The organism is Streptomyces sp. NPDC050418 (assembly GCF_044458745.1).
Lineage (GTDB): Bacteria > Actinomycetota > Actinomycetes > Streptomycetales > Streptomycetaceae > Streptomyces.
Genome location: NZ_JBITIG010000001.1, coordinates 733,087 through 748,890, shown reverse-complemented (window position 1 = coordinate 748,890; position 15,804 = coordinate 733,087). Strand labels below are relative to the sequence as shown.

General features: G+C 71.1%; 14 protein-coding genes and 2 tRNA genes. 9 read left to right on the top strand and 7 right to left on the bottom strand.

Features of this window, described 5'->3' with window-relative positions; all coding sequences use genetic code 11:
• Positions 1-85 precede the first annotated feature (85 nt).
• The 3 genes from ACIBI4_RS03405 to ACIBI4_RS03395 all read left to right on the top strand — a co-directional run bounded on the left by ACIBI4_RS03405 (position 86) and on the right by ACIBI4_RS03395 (position 2,597).
• Positions 86-1,129 carry a multicopper oxidase domain-containing protein gene (locus ACIBI4_RS03405; RefSeq protein WP_399201834.1) on the top strand — a complete coding sequence of 348 codons (1,044 nt, stop codon included), beginning with the start codon at positions 86-88 and terminating at the stop codon, positions 1,127-1,129.
• Positions 1,130-1,220: 91 nt separating this feature from the next.
• The gene (locus tag ACIBI4_RS03400) at positions 1,221-2,006 is read left to right on the top strand and encodes a VOC family protein (protein ID WP_399201833.1); all 786 of its coding nucleotides are present in this window, start codon (positions 1,221-1,223) and stop codon (positions 2,004-2,006) included.
• A gap of 195 nt (positions 2,007-2,201) precedes the next feature.
• Positions 2,202-2,597: a cupin domain-containing protein gene (locus ACIBI4_RS03395; protein ID WP_399201831.1), complete on the top strand. Its 396-nt coding sequence runs from the start codon at positions 2,202-2,204 to the stop codon at positions 2,595-2,597.
• A gap of 72 nt (positions 2,598-2,669) precedes the next feature.
• Here ACIBI4_RS03395 and ACIBI4_RS03390 read toward each other — a convergent pair whose 3' ends face one another.
• A complete protein-coding gene (locus ACIBI4_RS03390; protein ID WP_399201830.1) occupies positions 2,670-2,954 on the bottom strand; it encodes a WhiB family transcriptional regulator in 285 nt (94 codons plus the stop codon).
• Between the two features lie 118 nt (positions 2,955-3,072).
• Between ACIBI4_RS03390 and ACIBI4_RS03385 the strand changes: the two genes are divergently transcribed.
• The 4 genes from ACIBI4_RS03385 to ACIBI4_RS03370 all read left to right on the top strand — a co-directional run bounded on the left by ACIBI4_RS03385 (position 3,073) and on the right by ACIBI4_RS03370 (position 5,989).
• Positions 3,073-3,144: transfer RNA gene (locus ACIBI4_RS03385), tRNA-Ala, on the top strand.
• A gap of 36 nt (positions 3,145-3,180) precedes the next feature.
• Positions 3,181-3,252: transfer RNA gene (locus ACIBI4_RS03380), tRNA-Glu, on the top strand.
• 35 nt (positions 3,253-3,287) lie between these two features.
• A complete protein-coding gene (locus tag ACIBI4_RS03375; RefSeq protein ID WP_399201829.1) occupies positions 3,288-4,769 on the top strand; it encodes an SDR family NAD(P)-dependent oxidoreductase in 1,482 nt (493 codons plus the stop codon).
• The gene (locus ACIBI4_RS03370) at positions 4,763-5,989 is read left to right on the top strand and encodes a ribonuclease inhibitor (protein ID WP_399201828.1); all 1,227 of its coding nucleotides are present in this window, start codon (positions 4,763-4,765) and stop codon (positions 5,987-5,989) included. The genes ACIBI4_RS03375 and ACIBI4_RS03370 overlap by 7 nt, the downstream gene beginning before the upstream one ends.
• Positions 5,990-6,020: 31 nt before the next feature.
• Here the strand turns inward: ACIBI4_RS03370 and ACIBI4_RS03365 are convergent, their stop codons facing one another.
• The 5 genes from ACIBI4_RS03365 to ACIBI4_RS03345 all read right to left on the bottom strand — a co-directional run bounded on the left by ACIBI4_RS03365 (position 6,021) and on the right by ACIBI4_RS03345 (position 13,143).
• Complete coding sequence (locus ACIBI4_RS03365) at positions 6,021-7,898, bottom strand: AAA family ATPase (RefSeq protein ID WP_399201827.1); 1,878 nt, start codon at positions 7,896-7,898, stop codon at positions 6,021-6,023.
• On the bottom strand, positions 7,895-9,262 hold the full coding sequence (locus tag ACIBI4_RS03360) for a hypothetical protein (RefSeq protein ID WP_399202027.1): 1,368 nt from the start codon (positions 9,260-9,262) through the stop codon (positions 7,895-7,897). Before ACIBI4_RS03360 ends, ACIBI4_RS03365 begins: the two co-directional genes overlap by 4 nt.
• A 122-nt stretch (positions 9,263-9,384) precedes the next feature.
• Positions 9,385-10,239 carry a hypothetical protein gene (locus ACIBI4_RS03355; RefSeq protein ID WP_399201826.1) on the bottom strand — a complete coding sequence of 285 codons (855 nt, stop codon included), beginning with the start codon at positions 10,237-10,239 and terminating at the stop codon, positions 9,385-9,387.
• Between the two features lie 112 nt (positions 10,240-10,351).
• Positions 10,352-11,326: an acyl-ACP desaturase gene (locus ACIBI4_RS03350; protein ID WP_399201825.1), complete on the bottom strand. Its 975-nt coding sequence runs from the start codon at positions 11,324-11,326 to the stop codon at positions 10,352-10,354.
• Between the two features lie 176 nt (positions 11,327-11,502).
• Positions 11,503-13,143 (bottom strand): ABC-F family ATP-binding cassette domain-containing protein, encoded by a 1,641-nt coding sequence (locus ACIBI4_RS03345; protein WP_399201824.1) that lies wholly within the window; start codon positions 13,141-13,143, stop codon positions 11,503-11,505.
• A 381-nt stretch (positions 13,144-13,524) separates the two neighbouring features.
• Between ACIBI4_RS03345 and ACIBI4_RS03340 the strand changes: the two genes are divergently transcribed.
• Positions 13,525-14,166 (top strand): GPP34 family phosphoprotein, encoded by a 642-nt coding sequence (locus ACIBI4_RS03340; protein WP_399202026.1) that lies wholly within the window; start codon positions 13,525-13,527, stop codon positions 14,164-14,166.
• 85 nt (positions 14,167-14,251) lie between these two features.
• Positions 14,252-15,079 (top strand): isocitrate lyase/phosphoenolpyruvate mutase family protein, encoded by an 828-nt coding sequence (locus ACIBI4_RS03335; protein ID WP_399201823.1) that lies wholly within the window; start codon positions 14,252-14,254, stop codon positions 15,077-15,079.
• 31 nt (positions 15,080-15,110) lie between these two features.
• On the opposite strand, the gene ACIBI4_RS03330 is transcribed toward ACIBI4_RS03335, so the two are convergent.
• Positions 15,111-15,527 (bottom strand): SsgA family sporulation/cell division regulator, encoded by a 417-nt coding sequence (locus tag ACIBI4_RS03330; RefSeq protein ID WP_399201822.1) that lies wholly within the window; start codon positions 15,525-15,527, stop codon positions 15,111-15,113.
• Positions 15,528-15,804: the final 277 nt, after the last annotated feature.

The window sequence follows — 15,804 nt, the reverse complement described above, 5'->3', positions numbered from 1 at the left end:
AACAAAGATCCCATCGCTACCGTGTGCCCGTCCCTGGGGGCGCTCAGGCCTCACCAACCTCCGTACCGGCATGGGGAGTTCGCAGATGACCGAGCAGGCGGCCAGCGGCCTCGAGCACTTCGGCAGACGTCTCTTCAACCGGCGGCTGCTCGCCGGCGGAGCGGTGGTCGCGACCGGCTTGACATCGATGTCAGCCGCCGGTTCGTCGAGCCCCGCGCAGGCGGTCGCGGAGGCGGCCGTCGCGCCCGCGGGCGGCGAGGTCAAGCACATGAAGCTGTACGTGGAGGCGCTGGCCGACGGGCAGCTGGGCTACGGCCTGGAGAAGGGCAAGGCGTCCATCCCCGGCCCGCTGATCGAGCTGATCGAGGGCGACACCCTGCACGTCGAGGTCATCAACACCCTCGGCATCGACGTCTCGCTGCATCCGCACGGCGTCGACTACGAGATCACCAGTGACGGCACCCGCCACAACAAGTCCCATGTGGAACCGGGCGGTTCACGCACCTACACCTGGCGCACCCACACCCCGGGCCGCCGCGCGGACGGCACCTGGCGCGCGGGCAGCGCGGGCTACTGGCACTACCACGACCACGTCGTCGGCACCGACCACGGCACCGGAGGGCTGCGCAAGGGGCTCTACGGGCCGCTGATCGTGCGGCGCAAGGGCGACATCCTGCCCGACAAGACCTACACGATCGTCTTCAACGACATGACGATCAACAACCTCAAGACCGGTCCCGACCTGAAGGCCACGGTGGGCGACCGCGTCGAGATCGTCATGATCACGCACGGCGAGTACTACCACACGTTCCATATGCACGGTCATCGCTGGGCGGACAACCGCACCGGCATGCTCACCGGTCCCGAGGACCCGTCCCCGGTGATCGACAACAAGATCACCGGGCCCGCCGACTCCTTCGGCTTCCAGATCATCGCGGGGGAGCGGGTGGGGGCGGGCGCGTGGATGTACCACTGCCACGTCCAGAGTCACTCCGACATGGGCATGGCCGGCCTCTTCCTGGTGGCGAAACCCGACGGGACGATTCCCGGGCACGACGGGGGCCACGCCGCGCACGGCGCGAAGGACAGCGGGGACGCGAAGAGCGCGGGGGGCGCACACCAGCACTGAGCGGCGGCTCGCGTCGGTGCTGAGCGATTGTCAGTGGCCGGTGACAGACTCGTAGGCGGTAGGGCAACAGAACCCCACAAAGGAGTGGATCATGCTCACCACCGATTTTGTCAACGGCTCCCTCGTCTGGGTCGACCTCGGCACCCCCGACATCGCGGCGGCCAACGCGTTCTACGGCACGTTGTTCGGCTGGGAGGCCGAGGCGTCCGAGGAGTTCGGCGGCTATGTGACGTATCGCAGCGGCGGCAAGATGGTCGCCGGCGGTATGCAGGTGCCGCCCGAGGAGGCCGCGCCGGCCTGGGGGATCTACTTCCAGACGTCCGACGCCGACGCGAGCGCCAAGAGCATCGAGCAGGCCTCCGGCACTCAGCTCATGGCGCCCATGGACGTCGGGCCGCTCGGGCGCATGGCGCTGTTCGGCGATCCGGCCGGGGCCGCCTTCGGGCTCTGGCAGCCCGGCGAGATGAAGGGCTTCGAGGCGGTCAATGAGCCCGGCGCGCTGAACTGGGTGGAGCTGTACACCACGGACGTACCGGCCGCCGCCGCGTTCTACGGATCGGCGCTGGGCCTGGGCACCACGGGTGTCGACTTCCCGGGCGGCGCGTACACCACCGTGCACCCGGGCACCGACCCCGACGGGATGTACGGCGGGCTCGCCAACCGTGCGGACGACCCGGCGGAGGCCGAGCGCGCCCCGCACTGGCTTCCGTACTTCGAGGTGGCGGACGTGGACGCGACCGTGGCGAAGGCGCGCGAGCTCGGGGCGAGCGTGGAGATGGAGCCCATGTCACTGCCGGGCGTCGGCCGCCTCGCCAAGATCACCGACCCGCTGGGGGCGCGGCTCGCGCTCATCAAGGGGGATCCGGATCAGGCGTGACGTAGCAGCTGCAGTGGGCCGGGGCCTTGCGCGAGGTTGGTGTCGCCTGAGGCCCCGGTGCTGTGCGGAGTTCGTTCGTGGGGCGAAATGTCCGAGATGCGACAATGGGGGATGGTGTGCTGCGGTGCCGAGTTGTTTCGGCGCACCGCACCCGCACGTGACCGATCATCCGCACCCGAGCCCCGGGAGCCCGCGATGTACCCGATCCGAGTCGCCGACGTGTCCGTACAAGGCGAGGAGACCGTCACGCGGCTCGATCCGAAGGGGGCTCCCTTCGAGCAACTGGCCGCGGCGCGGATCCAGTTGCACGCGGGCACGGCCGGTGAGGCGTACGCGTACCAGGAGTCCGAAGCGCTGATCACCTGTGTCGACGGCGAGGTCGAGGTCGCGAACCCGGGGCGCGGGCGGATCACGCTGCGGCCGGGAGCGTGTGTCATGGTGCCGCGCGGCGAACTCTTCACGCTGGCCAACCGCACCAGCCGTCCCGCCACCCTGCTCGCGGTGCTCACTCGGGGTCCGGCCGTCGACCGGCTTCCGCGTGCGGATCGCCGCCCGGTGCGTGACGAGCGGCATCTGCAGGCGGTGGCCTGAGGTGGTGGGGCGCTTGGGTTCGTCGGTGCCGCGGCTGAATGCGCCGGGCAGACGGGGTTTTGACGCCAGTCCCTAGCGGCGTGTGCGCCGGAGGGCGAGCCGCTCCTTCTCGGAGAGGCCGCCCCACACGCCGAAGCGCTCGTCGTGGGTGAGGGCGTAGTCGAGGCAGGCCGCGCGGCCGGCGCAGGAGAAACAGATGCGTTTGGCGTCGCTCACGGAGCTGCCGGGTTCAGGAAAGAAGAAGTCCGGGCCGGTCTGTGCGCACAGCGCGTCCTCGTGCCAGGCCGGAACGGCGCCTGGGGCGGCTGCGTTCGCGACCGGCGCGGGTGTGGGGGTGTCTGCGGTCGTGCGGGGCATGCCGTGAGCCTGACGGTTGGCGCAAAACGTTTGATCAACGCGAGATCAACGTTGTGGGTTCGGGGGTGGGGCCGGGATCGGCGTCGGTCACCTCCGCCCGTAGGATGACCGGCGCCGTCCGGGCGTAGCGCAGAGGCAGGCGCACCGTCTCGGCAAGATGGATACGCCGGTTCGAATCCGGCCGTCCGGACGGTCTTCGGGAGCGGCTCGATGGAGCCATTGCCGGGACCCCGTCGCGCAGAGGCAGGCGCACCGCCCTCTCAAGGCGGATACGTCGGTTCGAATCCGACCGGGGTCACGTTGGTGGGGTGGACGCGGAGGGGTGGGCCGGGGATGGGTGCGGGCGACGGCGGTCCGGTGAGCGCGGAGGATGCGGTGGCCGTGGGTCCGTCGGATGCCGATCCGGTGACCGTGGGCCCGTCGGATGCCGATCCGGTCTCCGTGGGTCTGTCGGCTGCCGAACTCGCCCGGTTCGACGCGCTGGTGGGCAAGTTGCGCTCTCTTCCGGTCGATGACCCGATCCGGTTGCGGGCTGAGCAGGTCGCGGCCTCGTTCGCGCGCGACGGCCGGCTGCGGCGCCGCAAGGCGCGCGGCACCGAACGGTCCGCCGCCGATGCCGCGCTCATGGCGCGGTCCGCCACGGGTGCGGCCGACCGTCGCGAGGACGCAGCCCTGACGGCTGCCGAAGCGAAGTCCACCGCGCTGGGTGACCTGCGCAAGCCGCGTACCTGCTACGTGTGCAAGGGCGCGTACCGCCAGGTCGACGGCTTCTACCACCGGCTCTGTCCCGAATGCGCCGACGAGAACCGGGCACGGCGCGCCCAGGGCACCGACCTCACCGGACGGCACGTGCTGCTCACGGGCGGGCGGGTGAAGATCGGTTTCCAGCTTGCCCTGATGATGCTGCGCGACGGTGCCCACCTCACCGTCACCAGCAGGTTCCCGTCCGACACCCTGCGGAGGTTCACGGCCGCTCCCGGCAGCGAGGACTGGTTCGACCGCCTCACCGTGGTGGCCGTGGATCTGCGGGACCCCCGGCAGGTGCTCGGGCTGTGCGAGCGGCTCAGGACCGAGGGCGCCCCGCTCGACATCCTCGTGAACAACGCCGCCCAGACCGTGCGTCGCCCGCCCGAGTCGTACGCGCTCCTGAACGCCGGTGAGACGGAGCAACTGCCGCCGGGCGCCTGGCCGGCGCCGGGCTTCCGGCCGGTGCGGGAGCTCGCGCCGGGTCCGTCGGGCTCGCCGGACCCGCTGCGGCACCGGATGGCCACGCGGGACGCGACCGGACTCCTGAGCGCGGCCGACGAGGCCGGGCTGCTGCCCGATCCCTCGTCGGACAACTCCTGGTCGGCCACGCTCGGTTCGCTCGATCCGGCCGAGGTCCTGGAGACCCAGCTCGTCAACGCCCTCGCGCCCGCGCTGCTCTGCGACCGGCTGCTCCCGCTGCTGCTGGCGTCCCCGCACCCGCGCCGCTACATCGTGAACGTCACGGCGGTCGAGGGCCGGTTCGCGGTGCGCAACAAGACGGCGGGGCATCCGCACACCAATATGGCCAAGGCCGCGCTGAACATGCTGACGCGGACCAGTGCTGCCGAACTCGCCGAGCAGGGCGTGCACATGTGCGCCGTGGACACGGGCTGGATCACCGACGAGAACCCGGCGCCCAAGAAGGCCAGGATGGCCGGGGCGGGATTCCGTACGCCGCTCGACATCGTGGACGGAGCGGCCCGTGTGTACGACCCGATCGTGCGCGGTGAGGCGGGCGAGCCCGTCTCCGGGGTCTTCCTCAAGGACTACCGGGTGGCGGCGTGGTGACGGAACCGGAGGGCGCACCGCTGCAGCCGTTCGCGGGAGTGCCGAGCGTGGTGGCCCGCCCGCTCTCCGACCTCGCGCCGCTGCTCGACTGGCTGCGCGGCGGCGAACCCGCCGGCGGGCGCCTCGACTTCACGGCGGGCACTGCGTTGCCCGACGGCCGTCTCGACCTGTGCAAGCAGGAACTCGGTGCCGAGGGCGCGGCCCTGGTCGCCGATGCCCTGCGGGAGTCGGCGCGGGCAGCGGCCGACGCACAGGAGCCACGGGTGAGGCATGTGCTGCTCGGCACCGACGGCCTCGGCGACGAGGGAGCCGTCGCGGCCGCCGGCGCGGCACAGGAGGGTGCGGTCGAGACCCTGTATCTGGGCTGCAACGGCATCACCGCCACAGGGGCCTGCCGCATCGCCGACCAGCTGCGTGCCTCGCCGGCCGTGGTGGCCGGCCTGTGGCTCAAGCGCAACCCGCTGGGATCCGCGGGCGGCCGGGCGGCGGCCGAACTGATCGAGGCGATCCGCACGCTGCGCACCCTCGACCTGGTGCAGACCGGGCTGGACCCGCGCGGTCTGGCCGTACTCGTCGACGCGCTGCTCACGGCCGCGCGGTCCGGACGCACCGTGGAGCGGCTCTTCGCCGGCGGCAATCCGCTCGGGGCGGCGGGCGGACGGATCCTGGGCGCGCTGGTGCGGGCCGGCGCGGTCGGTGAACTGTACGTGTCCGCAGCGCAGTTGGCGGATGCGGGAGCCCTGAGCCTGGCGGACGCGCTGGAGCAGGCGCCGTACGGCAGGCTCACCCGTCTGTCCGTCGCCAGCAACGGCATCGGCCCGCGCGCGGCCGCCCGGCTCGTGTCCGCCGCGACGGTGGCCGGGGTGGAACTCCTCGACCTGGGACGCGTCCGCGCGGCTCGCACCTTGCGGGCGCGGGACAACGAGCTGGACCTCGCCGCGACCACCGACATCGCCCGAGCCCTCGCCGCCCAGGAACACCGGCTCAGCCACCTCGTGCTGAGCCACACCGGCCTGCGCAGCCGCGAGGCGCACCGCCTGCTCGACACGGCGCCCACGGCGGCGACCGCGACCCGTTTCGTGCTGGGGTCCTCCATCGCGGGCAGCATCAAGAGCCGCCTGAACGAGCTGAGTTCACACATCCCGGCTCCCGAGCCACACCCGGCGGTCGCCGCCGTCCGCAGCGTGCACCGCACGGCGCCGCCCGATGACCACCTCTGAGGCGAGGTCCGACCAGCCTCTGCCGAGCAGCTCAGCGCTTGCGCAGCGACACGAACACCTCCGTCCAGAACCGCTGGTGCTCCGCGGCGGCCCCCACCAGATACGTGGCCCGCAGCTTCGCCGGAAGCAGGGTCACCAGGCGGGTCACCGTCTTGCGGTGCTTGCGCAGTTGGGACAGTTCGGCGTTGGCGAGCACCTGGTGTACCACGTCGGTGTCCGCGCCTCCCTCGCTCGATGACGCGGACGCCTTGCGCAGCCGCTCCTCCCAGGCGGCCAGATCCCGCGCGAGCTCCCGCAGACCGGTCACCTGGCGCTGAGCCAGCCGGTCCATGAGCGCGGTCAGCGGTACCGGCGCGTACTCGCCGTCACCGAGGTAGACCGTCGCCATGTGCAGCGGAAGTCCCTTGCGGTGCAGCTTGATCAGCCGCTCCAGGGTCCGCTTGGTGATCCACGCACGCCCCTCGTCGTCGATGTCGTGCTTCCACCACTCGAGGACGGTCTCGGCATCGCTGCCGTACTGCCGTATCAGCCACTCGTTGGCGGGGATGTCGCCCGGCTCGACGGTCAGGGAGGCCGTGAACCGGGAGGCCTGCGCGATGTTGTTGCGTGACACGAGCAGCTTGCGGCCCAGGTGGTACGGAGGGTTCTGGACCGCGATCTGTGCGCGGAGGTTGGCGATGCGCCGCCCGGCGAGCGACCACTCCTGCGTGATCTCCATCAGCTTCGCGAACGCGGCCTTGTCCTTGGGGCGGTTGTACTCGTCCCACACGATCGCCTTCGGCTCAGGCCCGGTGAAGCGCGCCGCGAGGAGGTTGTCGAGGGTGCCGTCGGCCGACGGCACCGGGGCGCACAGGTCCTCGACGTTGGTGACGGGCAGTGAGAAGTACAGCGGATCACGCCCGCCGAGTCCTTCACGCACGGTCTCGCGCACGAGCTCCGTCTTGCCACAGCCGGGCGGCCCCTGCAGCAGCACCGTCCAGCGGTTGCGCAGCGCGGCCCGCACCACCTGGCGCACGGGATCGGCGATCCGGGACGGATTGGGTACGCCGAGCGCCTCGGCGATCCGGTCGAGGATCTCGGACGTACGGTTGCCCGCGCCCCCACCCGCGCCCCCACCCGCGCTCCCAACCCCGCGCCCACCCGAGCCGGCACTCCCACCCGCACCCGCCCCACCGTCCTGAAGCCGCAGCCGCTCACCGCCCACCAGCGGCAGGCCCCACCGCAGCGGGAAGCCTTCGCGGGCGTTGGCGAGGATGTGGTCGAGGGTGCGCGGCGACAGGAGCTCGCGCAGCGGCGGGTTGAGCGAGGCCCACAGGGTGAACACCCCGGTGAGGTCCCACTCGCCGTACTTCGCGCGCAGATGCTCGCGCCATCCGGTGTCGTTCGCGGTGATCCGCAGCGTCACCATCCGGTCGAGCAGCGCGAGATCGCTGCGCCGCGCCGAGGTCTCGGCGAGCGACTCGTTGTCCGTGAGGAAGACGCCGATACAGCCGAGCGTCCGCAGATCGTGCTCCCCGAGCGTCCAGTCGCAGGCGATCTGCATCAGCTGCGACTGGATGGTGTCGCCGGCCTGCAGCGAGTCGTCGATGAGCAGCACGAACGGCCGCCCCGGCTTGAGCTGGCTCATCACCAGCTGGCGCAGCACCAGTTCACCCGAGCGCGGATCGCGTACCGGCGCGTTCACCAGGAGGTCGTCCGGGGTGAGGTTGGCTGCCGGTACGTACACGAGCGTCGCGTCGGGGCGCGCCTGCTCCACGTACGAGAAGAACGTGGCCGTCTTGCCGATGCCGTGCTCGCCGAAGATCTGCCCGGTCTGTCCGAGGTCGATCATCGCCTCGATGAACTCCTCCAGGCGGGACAGAACCCGCTGCGGCCGTGCGGTCTGTGAGGCGGTGGTGGTGCTCGTCATCTCGATCCTGTCGTGACGCGATGGCAGTCCATCGCGGGGGAGTGGGTCTCGGGCCAGTCGTCGCCGCCCTCGGTGATCAGCCAGATCCATTGGTCGGGCTCGGCGGGGGTGACCGGAGACGCATAGCCGTCGGTGAGGACGATCACCGCGTCCGCGCGCTCCTCGAAGGGCCGTCCGGCGATCGACGTGCGGCCCTCGACGTAGTCGACGACCACCTGGAAACTCGTACCGCCTCCGCCGAGGACCCGCTCTCCGGGCCGGAACGGCCAGACCTCGGCATCGAAGGCCAGCCAGTGCGCCTCGACCCCGTCGATCCGGCCGACCAGCTCCGTCAGCCACTCGATCACCCGGTCCGGCATCGAGCCCGAGGTGTCGAAGGCGATCACCAGGACCTTGTTCCGCACCGGGCCGCGCCGCGCGAGCATCGGGTCCTGGCCGAGCGCGGCGAGCAGCGCGCCGCGCTTCTTCGGGTAGACCAGCCGCTCACCGTCGGCGAGTTTGGATCCGAGCACGTCGACGAGCCAGCGCTGCCACCAGTCGATCCTGCCGGTACGGCTTGTCTCGCCGCGCAGCGCGCCCGCACCGAGATTCCCCCACAGCCGCGCCGCCCGCGCGGAGTCCTCGGTCCGACCCATCAGGTCGAGCAACTCCCCTTCCGCGCCCCGGTGTCCGCGCCGCGCCGCGAGCAGTGCGTTGAGCAGCACGGACGAGGCCACTGCCTCGACGGTCTCCGGATCGGCGGGCAGCGGATCGTGGGTGAGATGGACACAGACCGCGTGCGCGGCGACCGGTGGCTCCTTCATCCGGGACAGCTCGCTGTGGACGCGCAGGTCCGTGTGCACGAACTCCTCGTACCCGAGGGGCTGAAGCCCTTGCCTCTCGAGATCGGACACATACAGTGCGTGGATCCGGCGGGGGTCGATGCCGGTCGGCTCGCCGTCGAGCAGCGGCAGCGTGTCGCGTCCGAGCCGGACCAGCGCGACATGGTTGATGGCCACCTCGGCCGCCAGCTCGAAGACCGGGTCCGCCCGCAGCTCGGGCTCGGCGAACAGGTGCCGGTGCACGAGGTGGCGGGCCTCGTGGAACAGCACGAACTTCACGCCGTCCAGGCCCAGTCGTACGAAGAAGTCCGGGTTGAACAGGAGCAGGCACGTGCCGTCACCGGACGCGACGACGGCCGCCGTGTCCACCGCCGTCGTCGGTATCTGATGCGGGCACTTCGCGAACAGCCAGGAGGCGACGGCCGATTCGGTCAGCCCGAAGTCGAGCAGGGCGGCCTCCTTGAGCCGCACCGCCTCGGCCACCGTCTCCGCTGCGGCCGGACGGAACCGCTCGACGGCCCGCCGGTCCGCGAGATCGATCACATGCCTGTGGCGCCCCTCCACGCCTTCACCCCCGTGCCTTCCCCGTGTTTCATGATTACCAGGAGCCTCTGACAACGAGCGCTATGAAGCCACCCCGGCCCCCTGCCCGCACCCTGCCCGCCTCAGGCAACGGCCCCCGCGGTGATCACCAACTCCTCGGTGCTGCCCTGGAATCCCTCCACCAGCTGGGCCAGGACGGCCCATGTCTCCGTCCCGCCGCCCAGATACTCGCGTACGAGAGGGCGCAGCGTGTCCGAGGCCTCGGCCAGGCGCTGCGGGAACAGCCGGTGGCCGAGCGACAGCACGGCGAGGACGTGCACTGCCGGTCCGTGTTCCAGCGCGAACTGCGCGGGGGAGTCGAACGCCCCCGCCGCACGCACCCGGTGATGGAACTTGGCATGCGTGCCGAACTGCCGCCGCAACGCGGGCGGGCAGTCATGCCGTACGGCCAGCGCCCAGCGCGCGTACCCGGGCAGTGGCTCCCGCTGATCCGCCTCGGTGACCTCGGCCCAGTCGTTCCGGTCGAGGACCATGTTCGCGGCCGTCCGCCCCGCACCCCTCGTCCGCGCCGCGCGGAGGGCGCCGACGAGGCCCAGGTCCGGGAAGCGGGGCGGCTGCCCGGCCGAGTCGACGAGGTAGGTGATCTGCGGGGAGAGGGGCAGGGCGGAGCCCGCCGCATCCGGTGCGCAGCGCACCCCGCGCAAGATCTGGCGGCGTATCGCCTCATCGGCCGACGGGTGCCGGTACACCAGCACATTGAGCTCGGGGTCGTCCTGCTGCATCACCCAGTGCAGGACGGAGACCGGAAGATGCCGGGCCGCCGACCACGTACTCCGGACGGCTTCCTCCTCCGGCGCGGGATCGCCCGCGCCCTGCGGAGCCACCCGGATCCGCTCCCCGACGCGTGCGGCGTCCGCCGGATCGGCCAGTGACAGCAGGTAGGAGACGGCGCGGTCCCGCGCGCTGGTGTACGCCATGCGTGCATGATGCCGCAGGCCACCGACAGGTGCGTAGCGCGTTGCGGTCGGCCCGGGAGCGCGGGGAGGGGCGGACCGAAACGGTCCGCCCCTCCCCGTGTGCGCTCTGTGATCAGGCGTTCGCGCGCGCCGCGAGCCGCGCCTTGCGGGCGGCCAGCTTCTCGTCGAACTTCGCGGCCTCGGAGTCCAGACCGCCCATGAACAGGCCCAGCTCCTCCTGCGCCTTGAGGCCCTCGGGGCCGAGCCCCGAGATCTCCAGGACCTTCAGGTACCGCAGGACGGGCGCGAGCACGTCGTCGTGGTGGATGCGCAGGTTGTAGATCTCGCCGATCGCCATCTGCGCGGCGGCCCGCTCGAAGCCGGGGATGCCGTGGCCGGGCATCCGGAAGTTGACGACGACGTCGCGGACGGCCTGCATGGTCAGGTCCGGGGCGAGCTCGAAGGCGTTCTTGAGCAGGTTCCGGTAGAAGATCATGTGCAGGTTCTCGTCCGCGGCGATGCGCGCGAGCATCCGGTCGCAGACCGGGTCACCGGACTGGTGGCCGGTGTTGCGGTGCGAGATCCGGGTGGCCAGCTCCTGGAACGAGACGTACGCGATGGAGTGCAGCATCGAGTGCCGGTTGTCGGACTCGAAGCCCTCCGACATGTGCGACATCCGGAACTGCTCCAGCTTGTCCGGGTCCACCGCGCGCGAGGCGAGCAGGTAGTCGCGCATCACGATGCCGTGCCGGCCCTCCTCGGCGGTCCAGCGGTGCACCCAGGTGCCCCAGGCGCCCTCGCGGCCGAAGAGGGTGGCGATCTCGTGGTGGTAGCTGGGGAGGTTGTCCTCGGTCAGCAGGTTGACGACGAGGGCGATCTTGCCGATGTCGGTGACCTTGGACTGGCTGGGGTCCCAGGCCTCGCCGTCCTCGAAGAAGCCGGGGAAGTTGCGGCCGTCCGACCACGGCACGTACTCGTGCGGCATCCAGTCCTTGGTGACCTTCAGATGCCGGTTGAGCTCGTTTTCCACGACCTCTTCCAGCGCGTACAGCAACCGGGCGTCGGTCCAGCCGGTCGGACTGCCGAGGTGGGGAGAGGTGACGGTCACGGGTGCTCCTGGGGACTGGGGCAGGGGGACGCGCAGGCAGGGCGATGCGACGCCGGACCTACGGGTTCGTAGGTTACGAGACCGTAGGTTAAGCGCCGCATAAAGGAGATCCCTGATCAGGGCCCTCGCCTGTCCGGTTTGTCCGCACCCTGCCCCCTCCCGGGGGCCGGCTCGTGCTAGCTCATCTCCATCAACTCCCGTACTTCCTCAAGGGATGTGTCGCGCAGCTCGCCGTCGAGCATCAGCCACCGGGTGATCCCGATCGATTCGAGGAACGGAAGATCGTGGCCGGCTACGATCAGTGCTCCTTCGTATGCGTCGAGTGCATCGGTCAGCTGGCGGACGCTGGCCATGTCGAGGTTGTTCGTCGGCTCGTCCAGCATCAGCAGCTGCGGGGCCGGCTCGGCGAGCATCAGCGCCGCGAGCGCGGCACGGAAGCGCTCGCCGCCCGAGAGCGTCGCCGCGAGCTGGTCGGCCCGCGCCCCCTTGAACAGGAAGCGCGCGAGCCGGGCCCGCACCCGGTTGTTCGTGGCGTCCGGCGCGGCCTGCGCCACGTTCTCCGCGACCGTCAGTGCCCCGTCCAGGACATCGAGCCGCTGAGGCAGGAAACGCAGCGGTACATGCGTCTCCACCTCGCCCTCGACGGGCCGGAGCTCACCGGTGATCGTGCGCAGGAGCGTCGTCTTGCCCGCTCCGTTGCGCCCGATCAACGCGATCCGCTCGGGTCCGCGCAGATCGAACTCACCGTGCACCTTGGCCCCGTACACCAGCTCCAGATCGCGCAGCGTCAGGACCTGGCGGCCCGGCGGCACGGCCGTGTACGGCAGGTCGACGCGGATCTCGTCGTCGTCGCGCACGGCCTCGACGGCCTCGTCGAGACGCTCCTTCGCGTCCTTCAGCTTCTCCTCGTGCATGATCCGGTGCTTGCCCGCGGAGACCTGGGCCTCGCGCTTGCGGGCGTTCATGACGATCTTCGGTTCGCGCTTCTGCGCGTACATCTTGTTGCCGTAGCGCACGCGCTTCGCCAACTTCACCTGGGCGTCGGACAGTTCGCGCTTCTGCTTCTTCAGATCGCCCTCGGCGACCCGCACCATGCGCTCGGCCGCCTCCTGCTCGATGGCCAGCGCCTCCTCGTACGCGGTGAAGTTGCCGCCGTACCAGACGACTTCACCCGCGCGCAGTTCGGCGATCTGGTCGACGAGGTCGAGCAGTTCACGGTCGTGGCTGACCACGATCATGACGCCCGACCAGCCCTGCACGGCGGCGTACAGCCGGCGCCGCGCGTACAGGTCGAGGTTGTTCGTCGGCTCGTCGAGCAGCAGTACGTCGGGGCGTTGCAGGAGCAGCGCCGCGAGCCTGAGCAGCACGGACTCGCCGCCGGAGACCTCGCCGATGGTGCGGTCGAGGCCCACGTGGCCGAGGCCGAGCTGGTCGAGCATCGCGATGGCGCGCTCCTCGACGTCCCAGTCGTCGCCGACCGCCGTGAAGTTCTCCTCGCTCGCGTCTCCCGCCTCGATGGCGTGCAGCGCGGCGCGGGTCGCGGCGATCCCGAGCGCCTGGTCGACACGCAGGGTGGTGTCGAGCGTGACGTTCTGCGGCAGATAGCCGACCTCGCCGGCGATCCTGATGCTGCCGTCGGACGGGGTCAGTTCACCCGCGATCAGTTTCAACAGGGTTGATTTCCCTGATCCGTTGATCCCGATCAGGCCGGTGCGGCCCGGGCCCACGGCCAGCTGCAGTCCGTCGAAGACCTCGGTCCCGTCGGGCCAGGTGAAGGCGAGCGCGGTGGCGGATACGGAGGTGGGGAAAGTAGACATGAGGGGCTGCCTCTCGAGGTCGCGGGGAAGGGATGGGCGACGTACGAGACACCGGGGCGACACCTCGGAGAGCCGGGAAAGCCGTCAGGCTCGAAGAGCCGGGAAAGCCCGTCAGGCTCGGAGAGCCGGGACATCAGGGCAACAAAAAAGCCCTGTTCCGCAAGAGGGACGGCTCGCATGGCCGAGGTCGCACACGACGCGCGCAGTGCATGGGCACTGCATCAGGCGCGGTGTCTCAGGACCTCAGACGAGCAACGTCCTTCTCCAATCGGCGGCAACAGAAGCTCGTACACCGTAGAACGACACTCGTCGAACTGTCAACCGATCTCTATCGTGACCGGTGGACGTGCCGGTCGGTGCCGAGGGGAGGCCGTCGTGGCCATGGGCTCGCTGTCGCTGCCGGTCCAGCTCTACCTCCTCGCGTACGACACCACGCAACTGCGCCTGACCGGCACCCTCCAACTCCCGTACCTCGTCCGTGCGGGAGCGCTCACCGAACTGGTGCAGCAGGGGAACCTGGTGGACCGCGACGGCACGGCGCGGGTCGTCGAGGACGCACGGACCGGCGACCCGGTACTCGACGGAGTCCTGGACCTCATCGGAGCGTCCCGGCCGCGGTCGTGGCGCGCATGGGCCGCGATGCGCACCGGGCACACCCTCGCCGCGGTACGGGGCCAGCTCGCCCAGGGCGGCTATCTGCGCACCGCGCGCCGACGGAGCCTGGGTGTGTTCCCGTACACCGAATACGCCCTGGACCGGGCCGACTTCGTCGACTCGCTGCGGGCCGAACTCCTCGGGGCGCTGCGTGGGCGCAGCCCGCTCGACGAGGTGTCACGGCGGGACGCCACCCTGATCGCGCTCTGCGCGGCGGCCGGTCTGCGCACGCTCGCCCCGGCCCGTGACCACCGCGAACGGCTCACCCGGCTCGCCGAGCGCAGTGGGGCCGGGGCGCCGGGACGGGCCGTGCAGGAGGTGCGGCGGTCGATGGTGCTCGCCATCGCGTCGGTGACGGGGGAGTTGTAGAACCTCGGTTCGTGGCGTGGCCATGGCCACGCCGGTGTCGGAAATCTGCCAGCGTTCCTGGGTGGCCGCCTGCTTGAGTGGGTCCATGACCGACACCGCGCCACTCATCGCCAAGGCCCGCGCCCTCCACGCGCTGCACACCCCGGGACGCCCGCTCATCCTCGCCAATGTCTGGGACATCCCGTCGGCCCGGATCATCCAGGACGCGGGAGCCACGGCGCTCGCAACCACCAGCTCCGGGATCTCCTGGGAGCTGGGCGCCGCCGACGGCGACCACCTCGACCGGGGGCGGGCCGTCGAGGCGGTCCGCCGGATCGCCGAGTCCGTCGACCTGCCCGTCACGGCGGACGTGGAGCGCGGTTACGGAGAGACACCGCAGGACGTGGCCGTCACGGTGCGTGAGGTGCTGGCCGCGGGAGCGGTCGGGATCAACATCGAGGACTCCGTCGACGGCGGTCTGCGCCCCGCCGAGGAGATGGCCGAGCGGATCGCCGCGGCCCGGGCGGCGGCTGACGCGGTGGGCGTGCCGCTGTTCGTGAACGCGCGGACCGACACGTATCTGCGGCAGATCGGACCGGCGGAGGGCCGCCTCGCCGAGACGCTGGAGCGGGCCGCGCGCTACAAGGAGGCGGGCGCCGACGGGATCTTCGTGCCGGGCGTCGTGGACCTGGGGCTCGTCAAGGAACTGGCCGGCGGGATCGACGCGCCGCTGAACGTGCTGGCCGGTCCCGGCGCTCCGGAGGTGTCCGCGTTCGCGGGCGTCGGGGTGGCGCGGGTCAGTGTCGGCGGGCGGATCGCGGAGGCCGTGCACGGCCTGGTCCGGCGCGCGGCCGAGGAGGTGCTGCGCACCGGCGGCTATACGCAGATGGCGGGCGCCATCGAGTACGGGGAGCTGAACGAGCTGTTCGGCTGAGCGTCGCGGGCGGGGCCGCTCGACCGGGGCCTCAGCAGGCCCCGCCGAGCAGCTCCGCGAGGTTCTGGTCCACGTCCAGGTGCAGATGTTCGCGACCGGCGGGGACCAGGGCCGTGGCGCGCTTGAGGAAGCGGCGCAGCTCGCCCGTGCGGACATGCACGATGGCGGTGCCTTCGGGGGCGTGGAACTCGAGCACGGTCCGGTCGTAGCCGTAGGGACGCACCCGCACGTCGCCGTCCCCGGCCGGGCCCTCGATCCCTGCGCTGAGCAGCTCGCGCGCGAACGCCCAGGACACCTCCACACCCTCCAGGGTGGCGGGCGCCGGGAACGTCATGCGCACGGCGAACGGATCGCTGCGGTCGTACGCGAGCGTCGCGGGAATCGTGGGCATCCGCGGCGCGGCCGCGACGAGTCGGGCCTCGACGTCTTGCTCGATGACGGTGGACAACCCTGGCTCCCTTACGACGGCTGGCTGGACGGGCCTGCAATGGAATAGACGACGGAATCCGTCGATCCGTGCACGCGGACGGCCGTGACGTGTGTCACCGCACCCGTGGGCCGGTCGACAACCTAGGCGCGCACGGGCGTGGGCGCGACCGCCGCGCGGGGGACACGACGGGGTTGACTCCGCAGGTCGGCGGGGTGGGTGCGGCACTCCAACCTCCTTGTCCGCGACGGGTGTTGAGATCGTCTCGCCCTCTGGACGGGCTCTTGCGCTTCGGCTA